Source organism: Streptomyces sp. NPDC002889 (assembly GCF_042888425.1).
Classification (GTDB): domain Bacteria; phylum Actinomycetota; class Actinomycetes; order Streptomycetales; family Streptomycetaceae; genus Streptomyces.
This window is the reverse complement of sequence record NZ_JBIAPT010000001.1, coordinates 83,840-101,386: the sequence shown is the minus strand read 5'-3', so window position 1 is coordinate 101,386 and position 17,547 is coordinate 83,840. Positions and strand designations below refer to the sequence as shown.

Annotated in this window: 10 protein-coding genes and 1 pseudogene; 5 read left to right on the top strand and 6 right to left on the bottom strand. The window is 71.6% G+C overall.

Annotation, left to right across the window (positions count from 1 at the left end; translation table 11 throughout):
- The first annotated feature begins 52 nt into the window (after nucleotides 1–52).
- From ACFYWI_RS00445 to ACFYWI_RS00435, 3 genes are all read left to right on the top strand, one after another.
- Nucleotides 53–1,414, top strand: a complete 1,362-nt coding sequence (locus tag ACFYWI_RS00445) for a C40 family peptidase (protein WP_389223171.1) — start codon at nucleotides 53–55, stop codon at nucleotides 1,412–1,414.
- A gap of 518 nt (nucleotides 1,415–1,932) precedes the next feature.
- Nucleotides 1,933–4,320 (top strand): MMPL family transporter, encoded by a 2,388-nt coding sequence (locus tag ACFYWI_RS00440; RefSeq protein ID WP_389223168.1) that lies wholly within the window; start codon nucleotides 1,933–1,935, stop codon nucleotides 4,318–4,320.
- Complete coding sequence (locus ACFYWI_RS00435) at nucleotides 4,317–9,236, top strand: aminotransferase class I/II-fold pyridoxal phosphate-dependent enzyme (RefSeq protein WP_389223165.1); 4,920 nt, start codon at nucleotides 4,317–4,319, stop codon at nucleotides 9,234–9,236. The genes ACFYWI_RS00440 and ACFYWI_RS00435 overlap by 4 nt, the downstream gene beginning before the upstream one ends.
- Before the next feature lie 401 nt (nucleotides 9,237–9,637).
- Here the strand turns inward: ACFYWI_RS00435 and ACFYWI_RS00430 are convergent, their stop codons facing one another.
- The 5 genes from ACFYWI_RS00430 to ACFYWI_RS00410 form a co-directional block, all read right to left on the bottom strand.
- Nucleotides 9,638–10,873 carry a styrene monooxygenase/indole monooxygenase family protein gene (locus ACFYWI_RS00430; RefSeq protein ID WP_389223162.1) on the bottom strand — a complete coding sequence of 412 codons (1,236 nt, stop codon included), beginning with the start codon at nucleotides 10,871–10,873 and terminating at the stop codon, nucleotides 9,638–9,640.
- Between the two features lie 25 nt (nucleotides 10,874–10,898).
- On the bottom strand, nucleotides 10,899–11,474 hold the full coding sequence (locus ACFYWI_RS00425) for an ATP/GTP-binding protein (protein ID WP_389224402.1): 576 nt from the start codon (nucleotides 11,472–11,474) through the stop codon (nucleotides 10,899–10,901).
- Between the two features lie 94 nt (nucleotides 11,475–11,568).
- Complete coding sequence (locus tag ACFYWI_RS00420; protein ID WP_389223159.1) at nucleotides 11,569–11,979, bottom strand: DUF742 domain-containing protein; 411 nt, start codon at nucleotides 11,977–11,979, stop codon at nucleotides 11,569–11,571.
- Nucleotides 11,976–12,458, bottom strand: coding sequence for a roadblock/LC7 domain-containing protein (locus ACFYWI_RS00415; protein ID WP_389223156.1), 483 nt, complete (start codon nucleotides 12,456–12,458; stop codon nucleotides 11,976–11,978). The genes ACFYWI_RS00420 and ACFYWI_RS00415 overlap by 4 nt, the downstream gene beginning before the upstream one ends.
- On the bottom strand, nucleotides 12,455–15,532 hold the full coding sequence (locus ACFYWI_RS00410; RefSeq protein WP_389223153.1) for a nitrate- and nitrite sensing domain-containing protein: 3,078 nt from the start codon (nucleotides 15,530–15,532) through the stop codon (nucleotides 12,455–12,457). Before ACFYWI_RS00410 ends, ACFYWI_RS00415 begins: the two co-directional genes overlap by 4 nt.
- 375 nt (nucleotides 15,533–15,907) lie before the next feature.
- On the opposite strand from ACFYWI_RS00410, the gene ACFYWI_RS00405 reads away from it, so the two are divergent.
- Nucleotides 15,908–16,696 carry a hypothetical protein gene (locus ACFYWI_RS00405; protein WP_389223150.1) on the top strand — a complete coding sequence of 263 codons (789 nt, stop codon included), beginning with the start codon at nucleotides 15,908–15,910 and terminating at the stop codon, nucleotides 16,694–16,696.
- Nucleotides 16,697–16,745: 49 nt separating this feature from the next.
- Here ACFYWI_RS00405 and ACFYWI_RS00400 read toward each other — a convergent pair whose 3' ends face one another.
- Nucleotides 16,746–17,228, bottom strand: coding sequence for a MarR family winged helix-turn-helix transcriptional regulator (locus ACFYWI_RS00400; RefSeq protein WP_389223147.1), 483 nt, complete (start codon nucleotides 17,226–17,228; stop codon nucleotides 16,746–16,748).
- A gap of 159 nt (nucleotides 17,229–17,387) precedes the next feature.
- Between ACFYWI_RS00400 and ACFYWI_RS00395 the strand changes: the two are divergent.
- A pseudogene (locus ACFYWI_RS00395) lies at nucleotides 17,388–17,516 on the top strand (lysozyme); the annotation flags it as partial.
- Nucleotides 17,517–17,547 lie beyond the last annotated feature (31 nt).

Sequence of the window (17,547 nt, the reverse complement as noted above, 5' to 3'; positions counted from 1 at the left end):
CGCATGCTCGGCCGTGAGGTGGACGGCCCACCTCGCAACCGGAGGTGATGAGGTGTCAGGCACGGCTTCGGGCACTGTGCTGCGTACGGTCTGCACGGTGGCGCTGGCCGCGGTCACGGTGATCGCCGCGGTACCGGCGTCCGCCGACCCTGCGCCGGCCGTCACCGCCGAACCCAGCGGCACCTCCGGCCGCACCGGCAGCACCGAATCCGCCGAGCCGGCCGAATCCGCCGAATCCGTCGGCACGACCGAGCACGCCGGCACCACCCGGCCTGATGCACCCACCGGCTCCACCATCCCCACCGGCCCTCCCGATCCCACCGCGCTCACCGCGGGAGCCCCCGCGCTGACCGCCGTCTCCGGCATGCTCACCCGGCTCAAGGAGCTGTACCGCCGGGCCGAGGAGGCCGGGGAGGTGTACAACGCCGTCGAGCAGGCGCTCGACAAGCAGCGCGCCGAAACCGCACGGCTCGGCCGGGCGTTCGCCGACGCGCGGACCGCCTTCGCCGACAGCCGCGACGCCGCGGGCCGGCTCGCCCGCCAGCAGTACCAGGGGCACTCCGAACTCTCCTCCTACCTCCGCCTCCTCCTCGCCCGCGATCCGCAGCGCGCCCTGGACCAGGGCCATCTCATCGAACGCGCGGCGAGCGGCCGCCTGGCCGCCATGGCCACGCTGGAGGCGGGCGCCAAGCGGGCGCACGCGCTGGCGACCGCGTCCCGCAAGGCGCTGGACAGGGAACTGGTCCTCGCGACCCGGCAGAAGAAGGCCCGTGACACGGCAACCGCACGGCTGAAGGCGGTCGAGGGGATGCTCGCCTCGCTCTCCGACGGCCAACTCGCCGCCCTGTCCGACCGCGAGCGGGCCGAGACAGCCGAGGCCCAGCACAAGCTGATGGCCACCGGCGTACTCGACGGGGTGCGCACCCCGTCCGAGGAGGGCGGTGCGGCGCTGGACTTCGCCGTGCAGCAGATCGGCAAGCCGTACCGGTCGGGCACGGAGGGCCCCGAGTCGTTCGACGGCTCGGGGCTCACCTCGCAGGCATGGGCCGCCGCCGGGCGCGCCATTCCCCGCACCAGCCAGGAGCAGTGGGCGGAGCTGACCAGAGTGCCGCTGCGATCGTTGCGCCCCGGCGACCTGGTGATCTATTTCCCGAAGGCCACGCATGCGGCGGTCTACCTGGGCGACGGCATGGTGATCCAGGCCCCGCGACCCGGCGGCCGCGTGAAGGTCTCTCCCGTTGCGTCGAACCCGCTGCTGGGCGCGGTCCGCCCGGATCCGGCCGGCCGGGCGCTCGCCTCGTACACGCCACCCGTGCTGCCCGAGAACGCGACAGCCGGATCGGACGAGGGCTACGAGGCCACGGAGATCGAGGAGAAGGACGAGGGCGACGAGGCACGTGCCGAGGAGGAGTAGGGCGTCCGGCTCCGCCGCACGCCCGTCCCCACCGTCAGGCGCTCGCGCCGCCCGAGACCTCCGCCAGACAGGCACCCGTCTTCTGTCGGCGGTGTTTTCTCACCGCGGTGCCGGGCGCGGGCCTGTCGCGAGCGGCAGGCGTCGCGGAACGGTGTTGCAGAAACGCCGTGGCCGAACGCCACGCCGACACCACAGGCCACGCTCGTTGTTCGTGGGCAATCGAACCGCTCTCGTCACTGCATTTCGGGGCTTGACAGCATCGACGCTCATCCATGCCGGTCACGGTCAATCTCGCAGCGCGCCTGCGCCTGCGCACGATTGGGCGCTGCCAACAGGCAGAACGGACGGAGAGCTGTGCCCGCCACCTCCACCCGAGCACCCGTGTACCGCCCTACCTGCTCCCCGTCAAGTGACGAACAGCCGGGACTACGGCCTCCCCCTCCCGGCCCGGCACGGTGGCAGTCCGACCGCCGCTCCTGCGACCGCAGGGGCGGAACGCCGACCGGACTGGAGACACGATGTTCCGCTGGACAGGAATGGCCGTCACCGGACGCCCCCGGCTCGTCCTGCTCGCCGCCCTCGTCTTCCTCCTGCTGTGCGTGGCTTTCGGTTCCGGAGCCGCCGGTGGGCTGAAGACACAGGGCTACGACGATCCCCGTTCCGATTCCAGCCGCGCGGCCAAGCTGACGGCCGCCCACTCCGGCGCGCCGCCCAACCTGGTAGTCGTCGCGCAGGCCCGCAGCGGCTCGGTCGACGACGACGCCACCCGCAGCGCGGGCGCGGAGCTGACCGGACGCCTCCAGGCGCAACCGCACGTGAGCGCCGTGACCTCGTACTGGAAGGGGCATGCGGCAGAGCTGCGCAGCCGGGACGGCCACGCAGCGATGCTGCTCGCCCATGTGGACGGGGAGGACCGGCAGGCCGGGGCCCGGGCCAAGCAGATCCGTGAGGCTCTCACCGCCCCCGCTCCCTCCACTCGGCCGTCCGGCGACACGGCTCGGAACGACGGCGCTCCGGCTGCAGCGGCTCTGACGGTGCACGTGGGCGGGTCGGCGCTCGCCGAGGCCGAAATACAGGACACCTCGGCCTCGGACCTGACGCGAGCCGAGGCCGTCGTCCTGCCGGGGACGCTGATCCTGCTGGTCCTGGTGTTCGGCAGTGTGGTGGCCGCGGCTCTGCCCCTGCTGATCGGGGTCCTGGCCATCGGCGGGACACTGCTGGTCCTGAGCGTTCTCGGCAGTGTCACCGATGTGTCGGTGTTCGCGCTGAACCTCACCACCGCGCTCGGCCTCGGACTGGGCATCGACTACGGCCTGCTGATCGTCTCGCGGTTCCGCGAGGAGCTCGCCCGCGGGCAAACCCCGCCCCGTGCGGCGGTGCGCACGGTGTGCACCGCAGGCCGCACCATCGTCTTCAGTGCCGCCACGGTGGCAGCCGCACTCGCGACGCTGCTGGTGTTCCCGCCGTATTTCCTGCGCTCCTTCGCGTACGCCGGGATCGGCGTGGTGGCGATCGCGGCCGTCGCCGCGACCACCGTCATGCCGGCGCTCCTCGCTCTGCTCGGCGAGCGGGTCAACGCCTGGCCGGTACCGTGGCGCCGCAACGTGCGCACCGGCTCCGCATCCCGTGCATGGGAACGCCTGGCGCGACTGGTCGTGCGCCGCCCGCTGCTCGCGGCGCTGCCGGTGGTCGGCCTGCTGGTAGTGCTCGCCGCCCCGTTCACGCACGCCGCTTTCGCCACCCCAGACGACCGGACCCTGCCGGTGAGCGCGTCCAGCCGGCAGACGGGTGACCTGGTGCGCGGCGAGTTCGACGCGACAGGAGCATCCGCGCTGACGGTCGTCCCCAAGGATCCGGCGCCCCGGCACGCGCAGGAGGACTACGCCCGTCGTCTGGCCGCCCTCCCCGGCGTCGCTCAGGTCGTCGGCCCGAGCGGTGTCCACCGCCACGGGGCAACGGCACCGGAGCCCGGCTCTTCGGGTACCGGCGTCACCCAGCAGGCCAAGGGCGGCCCGGCGCACTTCACGGTGCTGCCCTCGGCCGAGGCCCAGTCCGATGCTGCCCAGAGGCTCGTCCATGCGGTCCGCGCGGTGCCCGGGCCGGCGGGCAGCAGTGTCCACGTCGGCGGGCCGAGCGCGGTCCTGGTCGACGCCAAGGACACCATCGCCGACCGGCTTCCCGCCGCACTGGCCTTGATCACGCTCACCACGTTCGTGCTGCTGTTCTGCTTCGCGCGGAGCCTGCTCCTGCCCCTGAAGGCGATCGCCCTGAACGCCCTGAGTCTCATGGCGGTCCTCGGAGCCATGGTGTGGATCTTCCAGACGGGCCATCTTCAGGACCTGCTCGGCTTCACGCCGGGGCCGCTGAGTACGACCATGCCGGTGCTGCTGTTCTGCATCGTCTTCGGGCTCTCGGTGGACTACGAGGTGTTCGTCCTCGCACGCATCAAGGAGGCGCACGAGGACGGGCAGGACACGGCCAACTCGATCGTCTCGGGCATCGCCCGCACGGGCGGCATCGTCACGACCGCCGGCGCCCTGCTTGCCTTCACGCTGCTCAGCTTCGGAACCTCGCAGGTCACGCTCCTGCAGTTCTTCGGAATAGGCGCCGGGCTCGGCGTGCTGATCGACGCCACCCTCGTCCGGGGCGTCCTCGTGCCGGCGCTCATGCGCCTCGCGGGTGACTGGAACTGGTGGGCGCCTCGCCGGCTGGTGGGCCTCCGGCGAACGCGCCGGCACTCTCCCCCTCCGCCCGCCCGACCCTCGTCGGGGCCGCCCGCCACGCCACGCACCGCCGCGGAGCACCCACCGGCACACGCGGCCTGCACGTCCCCGAACAGCCTCACCCCCACCTGCACCGCCCCCGCCGCCCTCTGCGGGCACCTGGACAAGGAAGGCTCATCATGAACGACATCGCGATCGTCGGACTCGGCTGCCGCTTCCCCGGTGCCCCAGGCACCCGGGCGTACTGGAACCTCCTGCTCAGCTCGGAGCGGCAGTTCACCGCGGTCCCCAAGGACCGCTGGAACCACGCCCCCTTCCACGAACCCGGCAACCGGTCCCCGGGCCACACCGCCTACACCGACCAGGTCGCCTTCCTCGACGACGTGGACCGCTTCGCCGCCCTGCACTACGGACTGCCGCCCGCGCGCGTCCGGTCCATGGACCCCCAGCACCGGCTGATGCTCGACGTCACCCGCGAGGCCCTCGACGACGCGGGGCTGGGCCGTGGCGGCTTCGACCGGGACAACACCGGGGTGTTCGTCGGCATCTCGAACTCCGATTACAAGGACCTCATGACGGCCCGCCTCCGTGCCGCCGGCATGAGCGAGGGATCACCCGGCGACGGGACCGCTCCCGGCCCGCGCGGCGCTGTCAGGGAGGAGGCCGGGCAACTGAACGCCTTCACCCTGCCCGGGAGCCTGCTCAGCATGGCGCCCGCCACGGTCAGCAGGCAGTTCGGCCTCGGCGGCCCCAGCTTCGCCGTCGACGCCGCCTGCTCCGGCTCGCTGACCGCCCTCGACCAGGCGGTCGCCCATCTGCGTCAGGGAACCTGCCGGATCGCCGTCGTCGGCGGTGTCTATCTGAGCCTCACCCCCGACAGCCTGATCGGTTTCTCCAAGCTCGGCGCGCTGTCCGCCACCGGGGTGTGCCGCCCGTTCGACCACGGGGCCGACGGCTTCGTCCTCGGGGAAGGCGCCGGGAGCGTCGTCATACGGCCCCTTCATGACGCGCTCGCCGATGGCCAGCGCATCTACGCGGTCATCAAGGGCATCGGCTCGGCCAACGACGGCGCCTCCCCGGGGCCACTGGCCCCTGCGCCGGAAGGCCAGCTGCGCGCCATGCGCCGGGCGTACCTCGACGCCGGTGTGGCACCCACCTCGGTCGGCTTCCTCGAGGCCCATGGCACCGGCACAGTGGCCGGAGACCGCGCCGAAACCGAGGCGCTGCACCAGCTCCGCACCGAGTGCGACGGTAACGGCCCGGGCCTGTGCTATCTCTCTTCGGGCAAGGCGCTCATCGGGCACTCACTGTCGGCTGCGGGCATCGCGGGGCTGATCAAGACGGCCCTGGTGGTGCATCACGGCACGATCGTGCCGCAGCCGCGGACCAGCCCCCACCCCGAACTCGCCATCGAGGACGCCGGTCTGCGGCTCACGGACACCGTGCGGTCCTGGCCGGACTCAGCCGCGCCCCGGCGTGCCGCGGTCAGCTCGTTCGGTTTCGGCGGGAGCAACGTGCATGTGGTCCTGCAGGAAGCGCCGGCCGCCCCGGCCGTCGGACGTCCGGCCGGACGCCACGGGACCGTACGCGACGGGGTCGCACGTACAAGTCCCGTACGCACCGGCGCAGTCGGCACCGAACCCCATCTCGTCCTGCTCTCGGCCGGTTCCCCCGAGCTGCTCCGGGAGCACATCGGTGACCTGCTCGACACCCTGGACCACACGCCCGGGCCACCCATCGCGGCAGTGGCCCACACCATGGGCGGACGCGAACCGCTCACCGCCCGGCTCGCAGTCGTGGTCTCCGGCATGGACGAATTCACCGAACGGCTGCGCCGCGCCCGCCGACAGCTCGCCGAAGGCGTCCGGGGCGACCTCGGTGACGGCGCGTTCGCCGCCGATGCCCCGCTGCCGTACCCGCAGCGCCGGGCCGCCTTCCTCTACCCCGGCCAGGGGAGTCAGCGCCCGGGGCTGATGCGCGACCTCTACGAGCGGTTCCCCGTCTTCACCGCGGCCATCGACACGCTCAGCACCGCGGCCCGCGGGCATTGCGACTTCGACCTCGCCGAAGTGCTGTACGGAACGGCCACCGCGGACCCGGACGACGAGGAGCTCCGGCAGCGTCTGGCCGGCACCGACGTGTGCCAGCCGGTGCTCGGCAGCGTTGCGCTCGCCGCCACGCGCCTGCTCGCTGCCTGCGGCCTCACTCCCGGCCTCGTCCTCGGCCACAGCGTCGGAGAGTTTCCCGCCGCCGCCGCGGCCGGCGCGCTCTCCGACGAGGACACCGTCCGTCTGCTGGCACACCGGGGCGCCGTCCTGAAGCGGGCCGAACCCGTGCCGCACGGCGGGATGCTCGCCGTACAGGCCGACGAGCAAACCTGCCGTCGACTCACCGGCGACATCGACGACGTGTGGCTCGCCTGTTTCAACCAGCCGCGCCAGATCGTGGTCAGCGGCACCGCTGAAGGGCTCGCCGCAGTGCGGCGCACCTGCGCCGAAGCGGGCATCGTCACCGCCCCGCTCCAGGTGTCGAACGCCTTTCACTCCCCCCGGCTCGCCGCCGCCGACCGCGCCATGCGCGCGGACCTCGCCGCCCGGGCCATCGCCGGCCCCGTCGTGCCGTTCGTGTCCAGCGTGAACGCGGCCGTCTGCGCCGACCCGGCAGAACTGCGCGAACTGTGGGCCCGCCACGCTTGCGCCCCCGTGCGCTTCGGGGACGCCGTCCGAACCGCCTACGCCCACGGCGCCCGTGTCTTCCTCCAGGTCACCGGCGGCAATTCCCTCGTGGGTGCGGTCCGCCGCAATCTCACCGGCCACGACGACATCCACGTCGTCTCCGCCGACAGCCCGGCCGCGGACCGCGGACGCGGCTTCCTCCGTACCCTCGCCCACCTCTCCGTCCTCGGCGCCCCCGTCGACCCCCGCGCCCTGATCCCCGCCACCGACCGGCGTCTTGTCGACCTGCCGGCGGCCCGGCTCGCCACCCAGTCGTACTGGGTGCCGCGCCACAGGAGCGCTGGGCAGACGGCTCCGGCCTCCTGCGTCCCACCGCAGCACAGCCCCGGACCGGCCGATCACCCGGACGTTCCCGTCAGCGGACAGCCCTCCGCTCCCGTCGAGCTGTCCGTCGACCGGTCCGAGCAGTCAGCCGGCCCTCAGGTCCCAGCAGGAAGGGATTCGATGGACGAGCTGCTCGAACTGGTACGGCAGCAGGTGACGTTGCTGGCCCGCATCAGCAAAACGCTCGCGGCGCCGCACATGGCCCCGGAGACAGCACCGGTTGCATCCGCACCCTCGGATGCTGCAGTCGCTGCAGCCGCTGATATTGCTTCTGTATCCGAAGTCACTGCCGCAACCGGGCTGCCCGACGCTCCTGCCTCCGTGGCCGTACCGGCCCCCATGGCAGCGCCCACCACGGAATCCCCGGTCGTCGCCGCATCGGCCGAAGGCGGCCCGGCGAGCCCGGACATCACCGAGGTCACCGAGACGGTCCTCGGGCACGTGGCCCGGATCAGCGCCTTCCCGGTGGGCCATCTGCGCGACGACCAGCAGCTCATCGAGGACCTCGGCTTCGACTCCCTCATGCTGACCGACCTTTTCACGTCCCTCAGGCGGCAGTGGCCGCTCGTGGCCTTCGACACGAGAGAGGCCTGGGACAGGCCGACCGTCGCCCGCATCACCGCCCTGGTCACAGGCGGGACCACGGTCGCGGCACCGGCAGCCGACTCCGTCACCGAACCGAGCAGCGGCCGCAGCGACGAAGCCCCGACCCCGCAGCCTGCCGGCCCCTGCCCGCTTCCGCCGGAACCGGCCGGACCCGGCTCGGCACCCGGCACTGCGCCGTTTGCCGGCCATGCCGAGCCTGACGTCGTGCTTCCGGAGCAGCAGACGCGGATCGAGCACTTCCCCGAAGTCACCGCCCACCACGAGCGCATCCGCACCTTCACCCGGCTGGGGCTGCCGAATCCGTACCTCCTGGTCCACGAAGGCGGCATGAAGGACACCACCGTCGTCGACGGGCGGGAACTGATCTCGTTCTCCGGTTACAACTACTTGGGGATGGCCACGCACCCCCAGGTGACCGAGGCTGCCAAGGAGGCCGTCGGCCGATGCGGCACATCGGTCTCCGCCAGCCGGCTGCTCTCCGGCAGCCGCCCCCTCCATGGGGAGCTGGAGACCGAACTCGCCGCAACACTCGGCACCGAGGACGCGATCACACTGGTCAGCGGGCATGCCACCAACGTCACCGTGATCGGCCACCTCGTCGGGCCGGGCGACCTCATCGTCCACGACCGTCTCGCCCATGACAGCATCCTCCAGGGGTGCAAGCTCTCCGGCGCGACCCGCAGGCCCTTCCCGCACAACGACGCAGGCACCCTCGACGCCCTCCTCACCCGGGTCCGCCACCAGTACCGCCGGGTGCTGGTCGTCATCGAAGGCGTGTACAGCATGGACGGTGACATCGCGGAGCTGCCGGCTCTCATCAAGGTCAAGCGCAGGCACGGCGCCATGCTGATGATCGACGAGGCGCACAGCATCGGAGTGATCGGCGCGAACGGGCGCGGCATCGGAGAGCACTTCGGCACCGATCCATCAGAGGTGGAGCTGTGGTCGGGCACCCTGTCCAAGGCGCTCGCGAGCTGCGGCGGTTATGTCGCCGCGAGCCGCACGGTCGTCGAGTACCTCAAGTACACGCTTCCGGGCTTCGTCTTCAGCGCCGGGATGACCCCCGCGAACACCGCCGCCTCCTTGGCAGCCCTCAGGCTGCTGCGCAGCAGGCCGCAGCGCGTGAGGCGCCTCAGGGAGAACGCCGCACTCTTCCTGGACCTGGCACGGCGGGCGGGCATCAACACCGGCAACAGCCACGACACACCCATCGTCCCCTGCGTCACGGGCGACTCGGCAAAGGCCCTGCAGCTCGCCGAGGCCCTTTTCACACGGGGAATCAGCGTCAACCCCATCCTGTATCCGGCCGTTCCGGAGGAGGAGGCCCGGCTGCGGTTCTTCATCACCTGCGACCACACCCCCGAGCAGATCCGGCACACGGTGTCGGCGCTGGAACAGGAGCTGCGGCGCGTGGGAGTCGCCGCCGCTGCCTGAGCGGATGCCCGGCTCCGTCAAGTCCCGACTCCCCGGAACGTGACCGCGCCTCGCCGCTCGGGCACTGAACGGTCACGAACAGGGCCCTGACCTGCACGGACAAACCTGAAGAGCGAGCTACGCTGTTCGACTCGTTCGCAGCCTTCAGCAGCCAATGGCTCTGAGCGACCCAAAGACAGAGGGCGGTCCCGAGCGGGACCGCCCTCTGTGATCCACGCAGCAGAGGCGTGCCCGGCCAGCGCTGCCAGGGCGACCGACCGCAGGCAACCGGCCTGCTGTGCAACACGGATCTCACGGTGTTGTCCACGCGACGGCCGGGCCGTCTCCGGGCCGTCCGAGGAGGGCCGGTGACGACCGGCCAACGACCAGCGACCACGGTCGTATCGCTGGTCGGAAGCCCGTCACGCGCCGGCGACCGAGCCCAGGTACGCCGCCGTCTTCTCGGGGTCGAAGAAGAAGTTCTCGAAGTCCGCCGGATTGTTGAACCCGTTCGCGAACCGGTCGGCGACCGGCTGCAGCTGGCCCGCCGCGCCGATCAGGTTGAGCACATGCTCCGGCGGGACGCCGAGCATCGCGTTCGTCCACTTGGTGACGTGCTGAGCCGTGTCCCAGTACCGGTCGAACGTGGCCTGCATCCATGCCTCGTCGAACGGCTCGTCCCCGTGCTCGACGATCGACTCGAGGTACGCGGCCGCGCACTTGGACGCCGAGTTGGAGCCCTGGCCGGTGATCGGGTCGTTGGCGACGACGACATCGGCGACGCCCAGCACGAGGCCGCCACCGGGGAGCGTGCCGATCGGGTTGCGGACGGTGGGGGCGTAGCGGCCTGCGAGTGTGCCGCCCGCGTCGGTCAGCTCGACCTTGGTCGCCCGCGCGTACTCCCACGGCGTGAACTTCTCCATGAGCTCAAGCGTCAGGGAGAGATGCTCGGCAGGGTCCTTGACGCCCTGGAAGGCGTCGAGCGGGCCACCCGGGACGCCTTCCCAGAAGAGGATGTCCGCACGGCCGGACGTGGTGATGGTCGGCATCACGAACAGCTCGCCGACGCCCGGCACCAGGTTGCAGCGGACCGCCTCGTAGTCGGGGTGTTCGGGGCGCGGGCCGAGCCCGTGGACGTAGGCGACGGCGAGCGCGCGCTGCGGCTCCGCGTACGGTGAGCGGGACGCGTCCCGGCCGAACATCGAGACGAGCTCGCCCTTGCCCGCGGAGACCATCACCAGGTCGTAGGTACGGGAGAAGTAGTCCAGGTCCGAGACGGCCGCACCATGGATGACGAGCTGTCCGCCGCGCTGCGCGAAGGTCTCCATCCAGCCGGCCATCTTCACGCGCTGGTCGACGGACTGCGCGTAGCCGTCGAGCCGGCCCACCCAGTCGATGGCGCGGGTGGAGTCGGGGGCGGCGACCGAGACGCCGAGGCCCTCTATCTTCGGGGCCTGGGACTCCCAGAAGTTGATGCCGAGATCACGCTCGTGCTGGAGGGCGGTGTGGAACATGCACTGCGTGGACATGACCCGTCCGGACCGGATCTCGTCCGCCGTGCGGTTGGACATCAGCGTGACCTCGTAACCCTGCGACTGCAGGCCGAGGGCGAGCTGGAGACCGGACTGACCGGCTCCGACTATGAGTATCTTCCGCATGGCTGGGTGCTCTTTCGTCGATCAGCTATTCGGGGGTGACTTCGAGGGCGTGGGCGACGAGCGCGAGCAGCGACTCGATCACCGTGATCCGGCTACGAGCGTCCATGATCACCACGGGTATGTGCGGCGGCACCGTCAGGGCCTCCCGTACGTCCTCGGTCTCGTACGCGATCGTTCCCTCGAAGTGGTTGACGGCGACGATGTACGGCAGCCCGCAGCTCTCGAAGTAGTCGAGCGCCGGGAAGCTGTCCTGCAGTCGCCGCGTGTCGGCGAGCACGATCGCACCGATCGCGCCGCGCACCAGGTCGTCCCACATGAACCAGAAGCGCTGCTGGCCGGGGGTCCCGAAGACGTACAGCACCAGGTCGTCGTCGAGGGTGATCCGGCCGAAGTCCATCGCCACCGTGGTGGTGAGCTTGTCGGGCGTGGCGGAGAGATCGTCGGTCTCCTCGCTGGCCCGGGTCATCAGTGCCTCGGTCTGCAGCGGGGTTATCTCGGAGACGGAGCCGACGAAGGTCGTCTTGCCGACACCGAAGCCGCCCGCGACGACGACCTTGGTCGCGGTCGGAGCGCGGGTGGTGTCCAACTGCCAGGCCTGCAGCGTCTCCTGCGGCTGCGAGTGCGGCTGTTCCTCGGACTGCCGGCCGGCTTCGGACTTCCCGTCCGCTTGGGGCTGCGGGCGGGAGAGCAGCGTGTCAGAGGCGGCGGAGTCCACTCAGCACCCTTTCGAGCAGCGCACGGTCGGGCTGGCCGGTGCCGTGCCCCGTTCCGTACACACGGATCTTTCCTTGGTCGGCCAGGTCGCTGAGCAGGACGCGGACGACACCGAGGGGCATCTTCAGCAGCGCCGAGATCTCGGCGACGGTCCGCATACGGCGGCACAGTTCGACGATGGCGCGCAGTTCGGGCATGACGCGCGAGAGGTTGCCGCCCGGCAGCTCCTTGCGTTCGGGAGCCGCTTCGAGCGCGGACACGAAGGTCTCGACGAGCAGCACATGACCGAAGCGGGTGCGGCCGCCGGTGAGTGAGTACGGGCGGACCCGGGCGGGGCGCTTGCCGCCACCGCGCACGGGGAGCCTGGGGAAGGGTTCGGCTGCGGACGTCACTGGGCGCTCTCCAACGATTTGCGCAGTTCACTGCGGAGTTCGGGGGTGAGAACGTGTCCGGCGCGGCCGACGAACAGAGCCATGTGATACGCCACGACGCTCATGTCGCAGTCGGGGGTGGCGTGCACGCCGAGCAGCGATCCGTCGCTGATCGACATGACGAGCACGCTGCTCTCCTCCATCGCGACCATGGTCTGTTTGACACCGCCGCCGTCCATCAGCCGGGCAGCGCCGAGGGTGAGGCTGGCGACACCGGAGACGATGGTGGCGAGGTCCGCGCTGGAGCCTCTGGGGCCCTGCGGGCGGCCGGCTACGACCGGGGCTGCGTTGTGTACGGGATCCGAGGAGAGCAGCAGCAGTCCGTCGGACGAGACGACGGCTACCGAACGCACTCCTGGCACCTCCTCCACCAGGTTGCCCAACAACCAGTGCAGGTTGCGGGCTTCGCTGCTCAGGCCGAATGTGCCGGTCGCAGTCAACTGCGTGCCTCCTCGACGTTGTCCCCCGATTCCGCTTCGGTTTCCTGCTGCTCTGACTCGGTGCTGTCGGCGAGTTCCGCCTCGACGTCGCGTCGGCCGTCCTTGGCGCCCTGGTGGAAGCCGCCGAGCCTGCGGCGCAGTGCCGCGGCGTCCACGCTCCCGGTGCGTTCGCCGGGGGCGGCGGCGGGCTGGACGGACTGGGGAGTGCGCTTGGGCAGGCCCTTGTCGGTGACGCGGTCCCAGATGGGCGGGTCCGCCGGTTCGGCGGCCTGGGGCTCGACCTCGGGCTCGGGCTCGGGCTCGGGCTCGGCCTCGAAAGCCGGCCGGGGCTGCTGGGGCAGCCGCATCGCGAACGTCTCCTGGTCGATCCCCGCGGTCTCCGGGTCGCCGTCGGCCATGTGCTCACGCGTGTCCTGCTCCGCATGCGAGGCGCGGATGGCCCGCTCGGCGGCCTCGATGAACGGGTCGTCCGAGCCACCGGAGGCCGGCTCCCGCTCCGGATCCGACTCCGGCACCCACTCGGGCTCGGGCTGCGACTCCCACTCCGTGAGTGGGTCCACCGCGGCGACCGGACCGGACCGGTCCGGGTCACCGGCCGGGTCAAGATCCACGGTATGTGCGACAAGGGCCGTGACGGGGTCGGGATCCGGGTCCGGGTCCGCGCTCTCCGTGCCCAGGGCCGGGCCCTGGTCCACGGCGGTACCCGACGCTTCGGCGATCGGGTCCGGCGCCGGTGTCGCGTCAGGGACCATGGGCTCCGGGATCTTTGACCCGTCCGGACGCCGACGGCCGCCGGGAAGTGCGTTGGAGTTGGCCTCGGCCACCGAACCGGGCAGGTTGAGTGCCGGCGCCGCTCCCGCCACCTTCGGCGACGGAGCCTCCGTTGCCGGCGGCCCGCTCGGCAGCAGTGACCGGCCCACGACCACGACCGCGGTGATGCCGCCCTGCGTGTGCTCACGCAGCTGGATCCGTACGCCGTGCCGCGCTGCCAGCAGCCCGGCCACCCGCAGTCCGAGGCCCTCGCCCTCGCGGCCCTGGGTCTCGTACGCCCTGGGGTTCTCGAGGCGCGCGTTGACCTCGGCGATTCGCTCGGCCGTCATGCCGATGCCCGCGTCCTGGACGGAGAGCATCACCTCGCCGCTCTCCAGCAGCCAGCCCGACAGCTCGACCTGGGCGTCCGGCGGCGAGAACGAGGTGGCGTTCTCGAGGAGTTCGGCGATCAGATGGCTCAGGTCGTCCGCGGCGAACCCGGCGACCTGGGAGTGCGGCGGCAGGGACTGGATCACCACGCGGTCGTAGCGCTCGATCTCGCTGACCGCGGCCCGCAGCACATCCACGAGCGGTACCGGCCCGACATGCCCCTGGCCGTGCTCGGCACCCGCCAGCACCAGCAGGTTCTCGCTGTGTCGGCGCATCACGGTCGCCATGTGGTCCAGCTTGAAGAGGGTGGCGAGGCGCTCCGCGTCCTGTTCGCGCGCCTCCAGATTCTCGATGATGCCGAGCTGCCGCTCGACGAGACCGAGGGTGCGCAACGAGAGGTTGACGAACGTGTGGTGGACGGTGTGGCGCAGCCGCTCCAGCTCTGCGGTCAGTTCGTCGGTGCGCTGCTGCAGTTCGGCGCGCGCGGCGCCCACGTCGGCGGCGAGCGCCTCCCGCGCGCCGGCCAGGTCGGCGCGGTCGCTGTCCAGCCGCTCGGCGCGCACCCCGAGGTCGCGGAGTTTGCCGTGCAGGGTGTTGAGGGAGCGTACGACCTGCGCGAACTCGTCGTTGCGGCCGGTGAAGCGGACCGGCTCGCCGGCCTCGGGCGCTTCGGCGATACGGGCCGCGCCGATCCGCACGACGGCGAGCGGGCGGGTGAGCGTACGGGCGACGGCCGAGGACACGCCGACGGCGACGATGAGCAGTCCGCCCAGCAGCGCGATGCGCAGTTCGAGTGCCGTGACGTCGTCGTCGCGCAGCTGCTCGAACCGCTCGACCCGGTCGGCGGCGAGGGCTGACTCGGCTCCGCGCATCTGCTCGATCCGGGCGGTGAGCGCGGCCTGCAGCTTGTCCTGGTCGGTCTTGCGTTCGCTGCTGGACAGCTGGGGCTGGTCGGTCAGGCGGGCCAGATAGCGCTCGGCGGTCTTGACCTCGGGCCCGGTGACGGTGGCGGCCAGCTTGTCGCGGGCGGCCTTGTCCGCGGCCTGGTCGAAGTCGGCGAGTGCTGCCTGTTCGCGTACGCGGGACTGCTGTGCGGCGGCGGTAAGGGCGTCGCGCGCACGGGCGTTGGCCCCCGAGTCGGCTCCCTCGGTCTCCACGGGCAGACCGGTGACCGGATCGATCGTCACGGTGCTCTGCGGCTGGGGCACGCCGAGCGCGGCCAGCAGCAGCCCGCGGCTGGCGGATGCCTGTTCCACGGCGAGGCCGAGGTCGGCGGGCGCGCGGGTGGCCCCGGCGGCGCGCGGCGGGGTCTTCTCAACGAGCTCGTCGGCGAGGGCGTGCAACGCGGCGATGACGGCGCTGTAGGCCCGGTGGGCCTCCATCGCGGTGCCCTTGCCGGTGAGCGCGGTACGGCGTACGGAGGGGACGCCTGCGAGGACGTGGCGCAGCTCGGCGTGGTCGTCCGGGACGGCGGTGCGGATCTCGTCGATCTGCCGGTCGACGCGGGCGCTGAGGGCGTCGGAGATCCGGCGGCGGTCCGCCTTGTCGCCCTGCTGGTCGTCACGGCCCGCCGCGATGTACGCGGTGACCTCGTCGCGTTCGTCCGCGAGGGAGTGGGCGAGGGTGACGGCCTGGCGGTCGAGGCCGGCGAGGGTGACCAGCCGCTGGGACTCGGTCAGCCGGTCCGAGGTGGCGAGAATGCCGGGGGTGCCTGCCGCCACGACGACAAGGCCGACGGCAGCGACGCCGGCGACGAGCCGGCTGCGTACGCGGACGGGCCGGCCGCCGGGGGTCACCGGGTCCGAGGCCGCACTCGAGGCCGGGACCGGGACCGGGCTCCGGTCTCCTGTCACGGCCTGGGTGGCCTGGGCCTGAACGTCGCCCGGGGTTTTCGTACGGCTGCTGCCCTTGCCCCGAGGCCACTTCTTCTGCACCGGTGCTCGCAATCTTGCTTGACTCGTCCACCCATGAAGCAGAGATGACGACCGGTCACACGCGAGAGCCCCACCCCTGGTACGGCTTCCGACCATTCCAGTGCTTTTGGGAGGGAGGCGCGCATCGGCCGCTCCGCCACCCGAACGAGTGAACAACACTCGGGAGTTGGCGAACAACTTCTCCGGAGGGCCCGCGGGGCCGTGCGACGGCCATGGGTTGGACCTTCCGCCCGGCCTTTGACAGGATGCGCGCCCGCAGCTTCCCGGGGCCGCCGCGGGCCGGTCGGTTCGACCGAAGAACCGGCCTGACCTGCTCATACGGCCGCAATTGCCCGACTGGGACGGGTCTGTCGACCCCTCGGGCAGACTGGCGTCATGCGTATCGAACTGGCCACTTCGCCCGGCTCACCACAGCACCCCAACGAGGACTGGGCGTCGGCGGCCCTGCCCGCATCGGGCCAGGGCGGAACGCTCGTGGCCCTGGACGGGGTGACACCCCTGGAGGGCCACGACGGGTGCGAGCACTCGGTTCCGTGGTTCACCGCCCGGCTCGGCGGCACCCTGGCCGAACTGTCCGGTTCGCGTCACGATCTGACACTTCAGGAAATTCTCGCCCTGGCAATCCGGCGCACCGCCGACTCCCACCGCGACACCTGTGACCTTTCTCACGTACGTACGCCGCAGGCGACGGTGGTCATGGCGCGCTGGGGTGGGCCGGGGGACGACGTGGAGCATCTGGTGCTCTCCGACTCGACGCTGTTGCTGGAGTCGCCCGACGGGACGGTGAGGGCGGTCCTGGACGACCGGCTGGACCGGCTGCCGCGGGAGGCACTGCGCACCCATGCGTCGGCCGATGCGCTGCGCAACAGCGAGGGCGGCTTCTTCACGGCGGCTGCCGACCCGGGGGTGGTGGTGCGCGCGGTGGCGGGCCGCACCCCGCGCACCGCCGTACGCGCGGTGGCCGCCCTGACCGACGGCGCCTCGCGCTGGGTGGACATGTTCGCGCAGGGCGACTGGGCGGCATGCCTGGGCGTGCTCCGCGAGGAGGGCGCCCAGGCGCTGATCGACCGGGTCAGGCAACTGGAGGCCGCGGCCGACCAGCGCACGCAGGTGATCCGCTGGAAGCTGCATGACGACGCGACGGCGGTGTTCGCGGAGCTCTGACCGCCGGTGCCGCGACCACGGACCAGGGACCACGGACGGGCGGAGCGCGTCAGGCGCCCGCCCGCGCGTTGAGCTGGTGCAGCAGCCTCGCCAGTTCCGCGACCTCGGCGCGGTCCCAGCCGGCGAGCTTGCTCATGTAGCGGTCACGACGCGCATCGCGCACATGGCGGAACCGGGTCACCCCCTCGTCCGTCAACCGTACGAGGGAAGCCCGGCCGTCCGCCGGGTCGGGTTCCCGGGTCACCAGACCGAGGTCCTCCAGTGCGCGGAGCTGACGGCTCATCGTCGCCTTGCCCACGCCGAAGTAGCCGGCGAGTTCGGTGGCACGCTGCTGTCCTGCCTCCTCCAGACGGGCCAGCAGGCCGTAGGCGGCGGGCTCCAGTTCGGGGTGCACCTCGCGTGCCATCTCACCGGACGACGCCCTCGCGCGGCGCAGAAAGACCGCCAGCTCCCTTTCCAGGGCGAGGAATTCGCGGTCCGCGCACACTCTGCCCGTCGGGTCCGCTTCACTCCCCGTACCGCTTCCGTGCACGTCAGCACCCCTCGCACGCTTTCCGGATCCTGAAAGTTTCCGTCGGCGGCCCGCGCAGCCGCAGCTGGACCAGTATTTCGCAGGCGTAGACCAACGGCAGCATCCGGCCCTCTTCCACCCCGCGTTCCACGTGCGCCGCTGATGGCATGTCCACACCAGATTGCCTCCCTGCCGGCCGGCTGGGCCTACCGGACGATGTGGCAGTACACCTCGTCCGGACCGATCGTCGGCGACCACGACGGGTTCAACGGCGCGTACGACCGCGTCGAGGCTCTCGCCAACGGCTGAGCCCTCCCCCGGAGCTTCTCCCCGAGCCTCC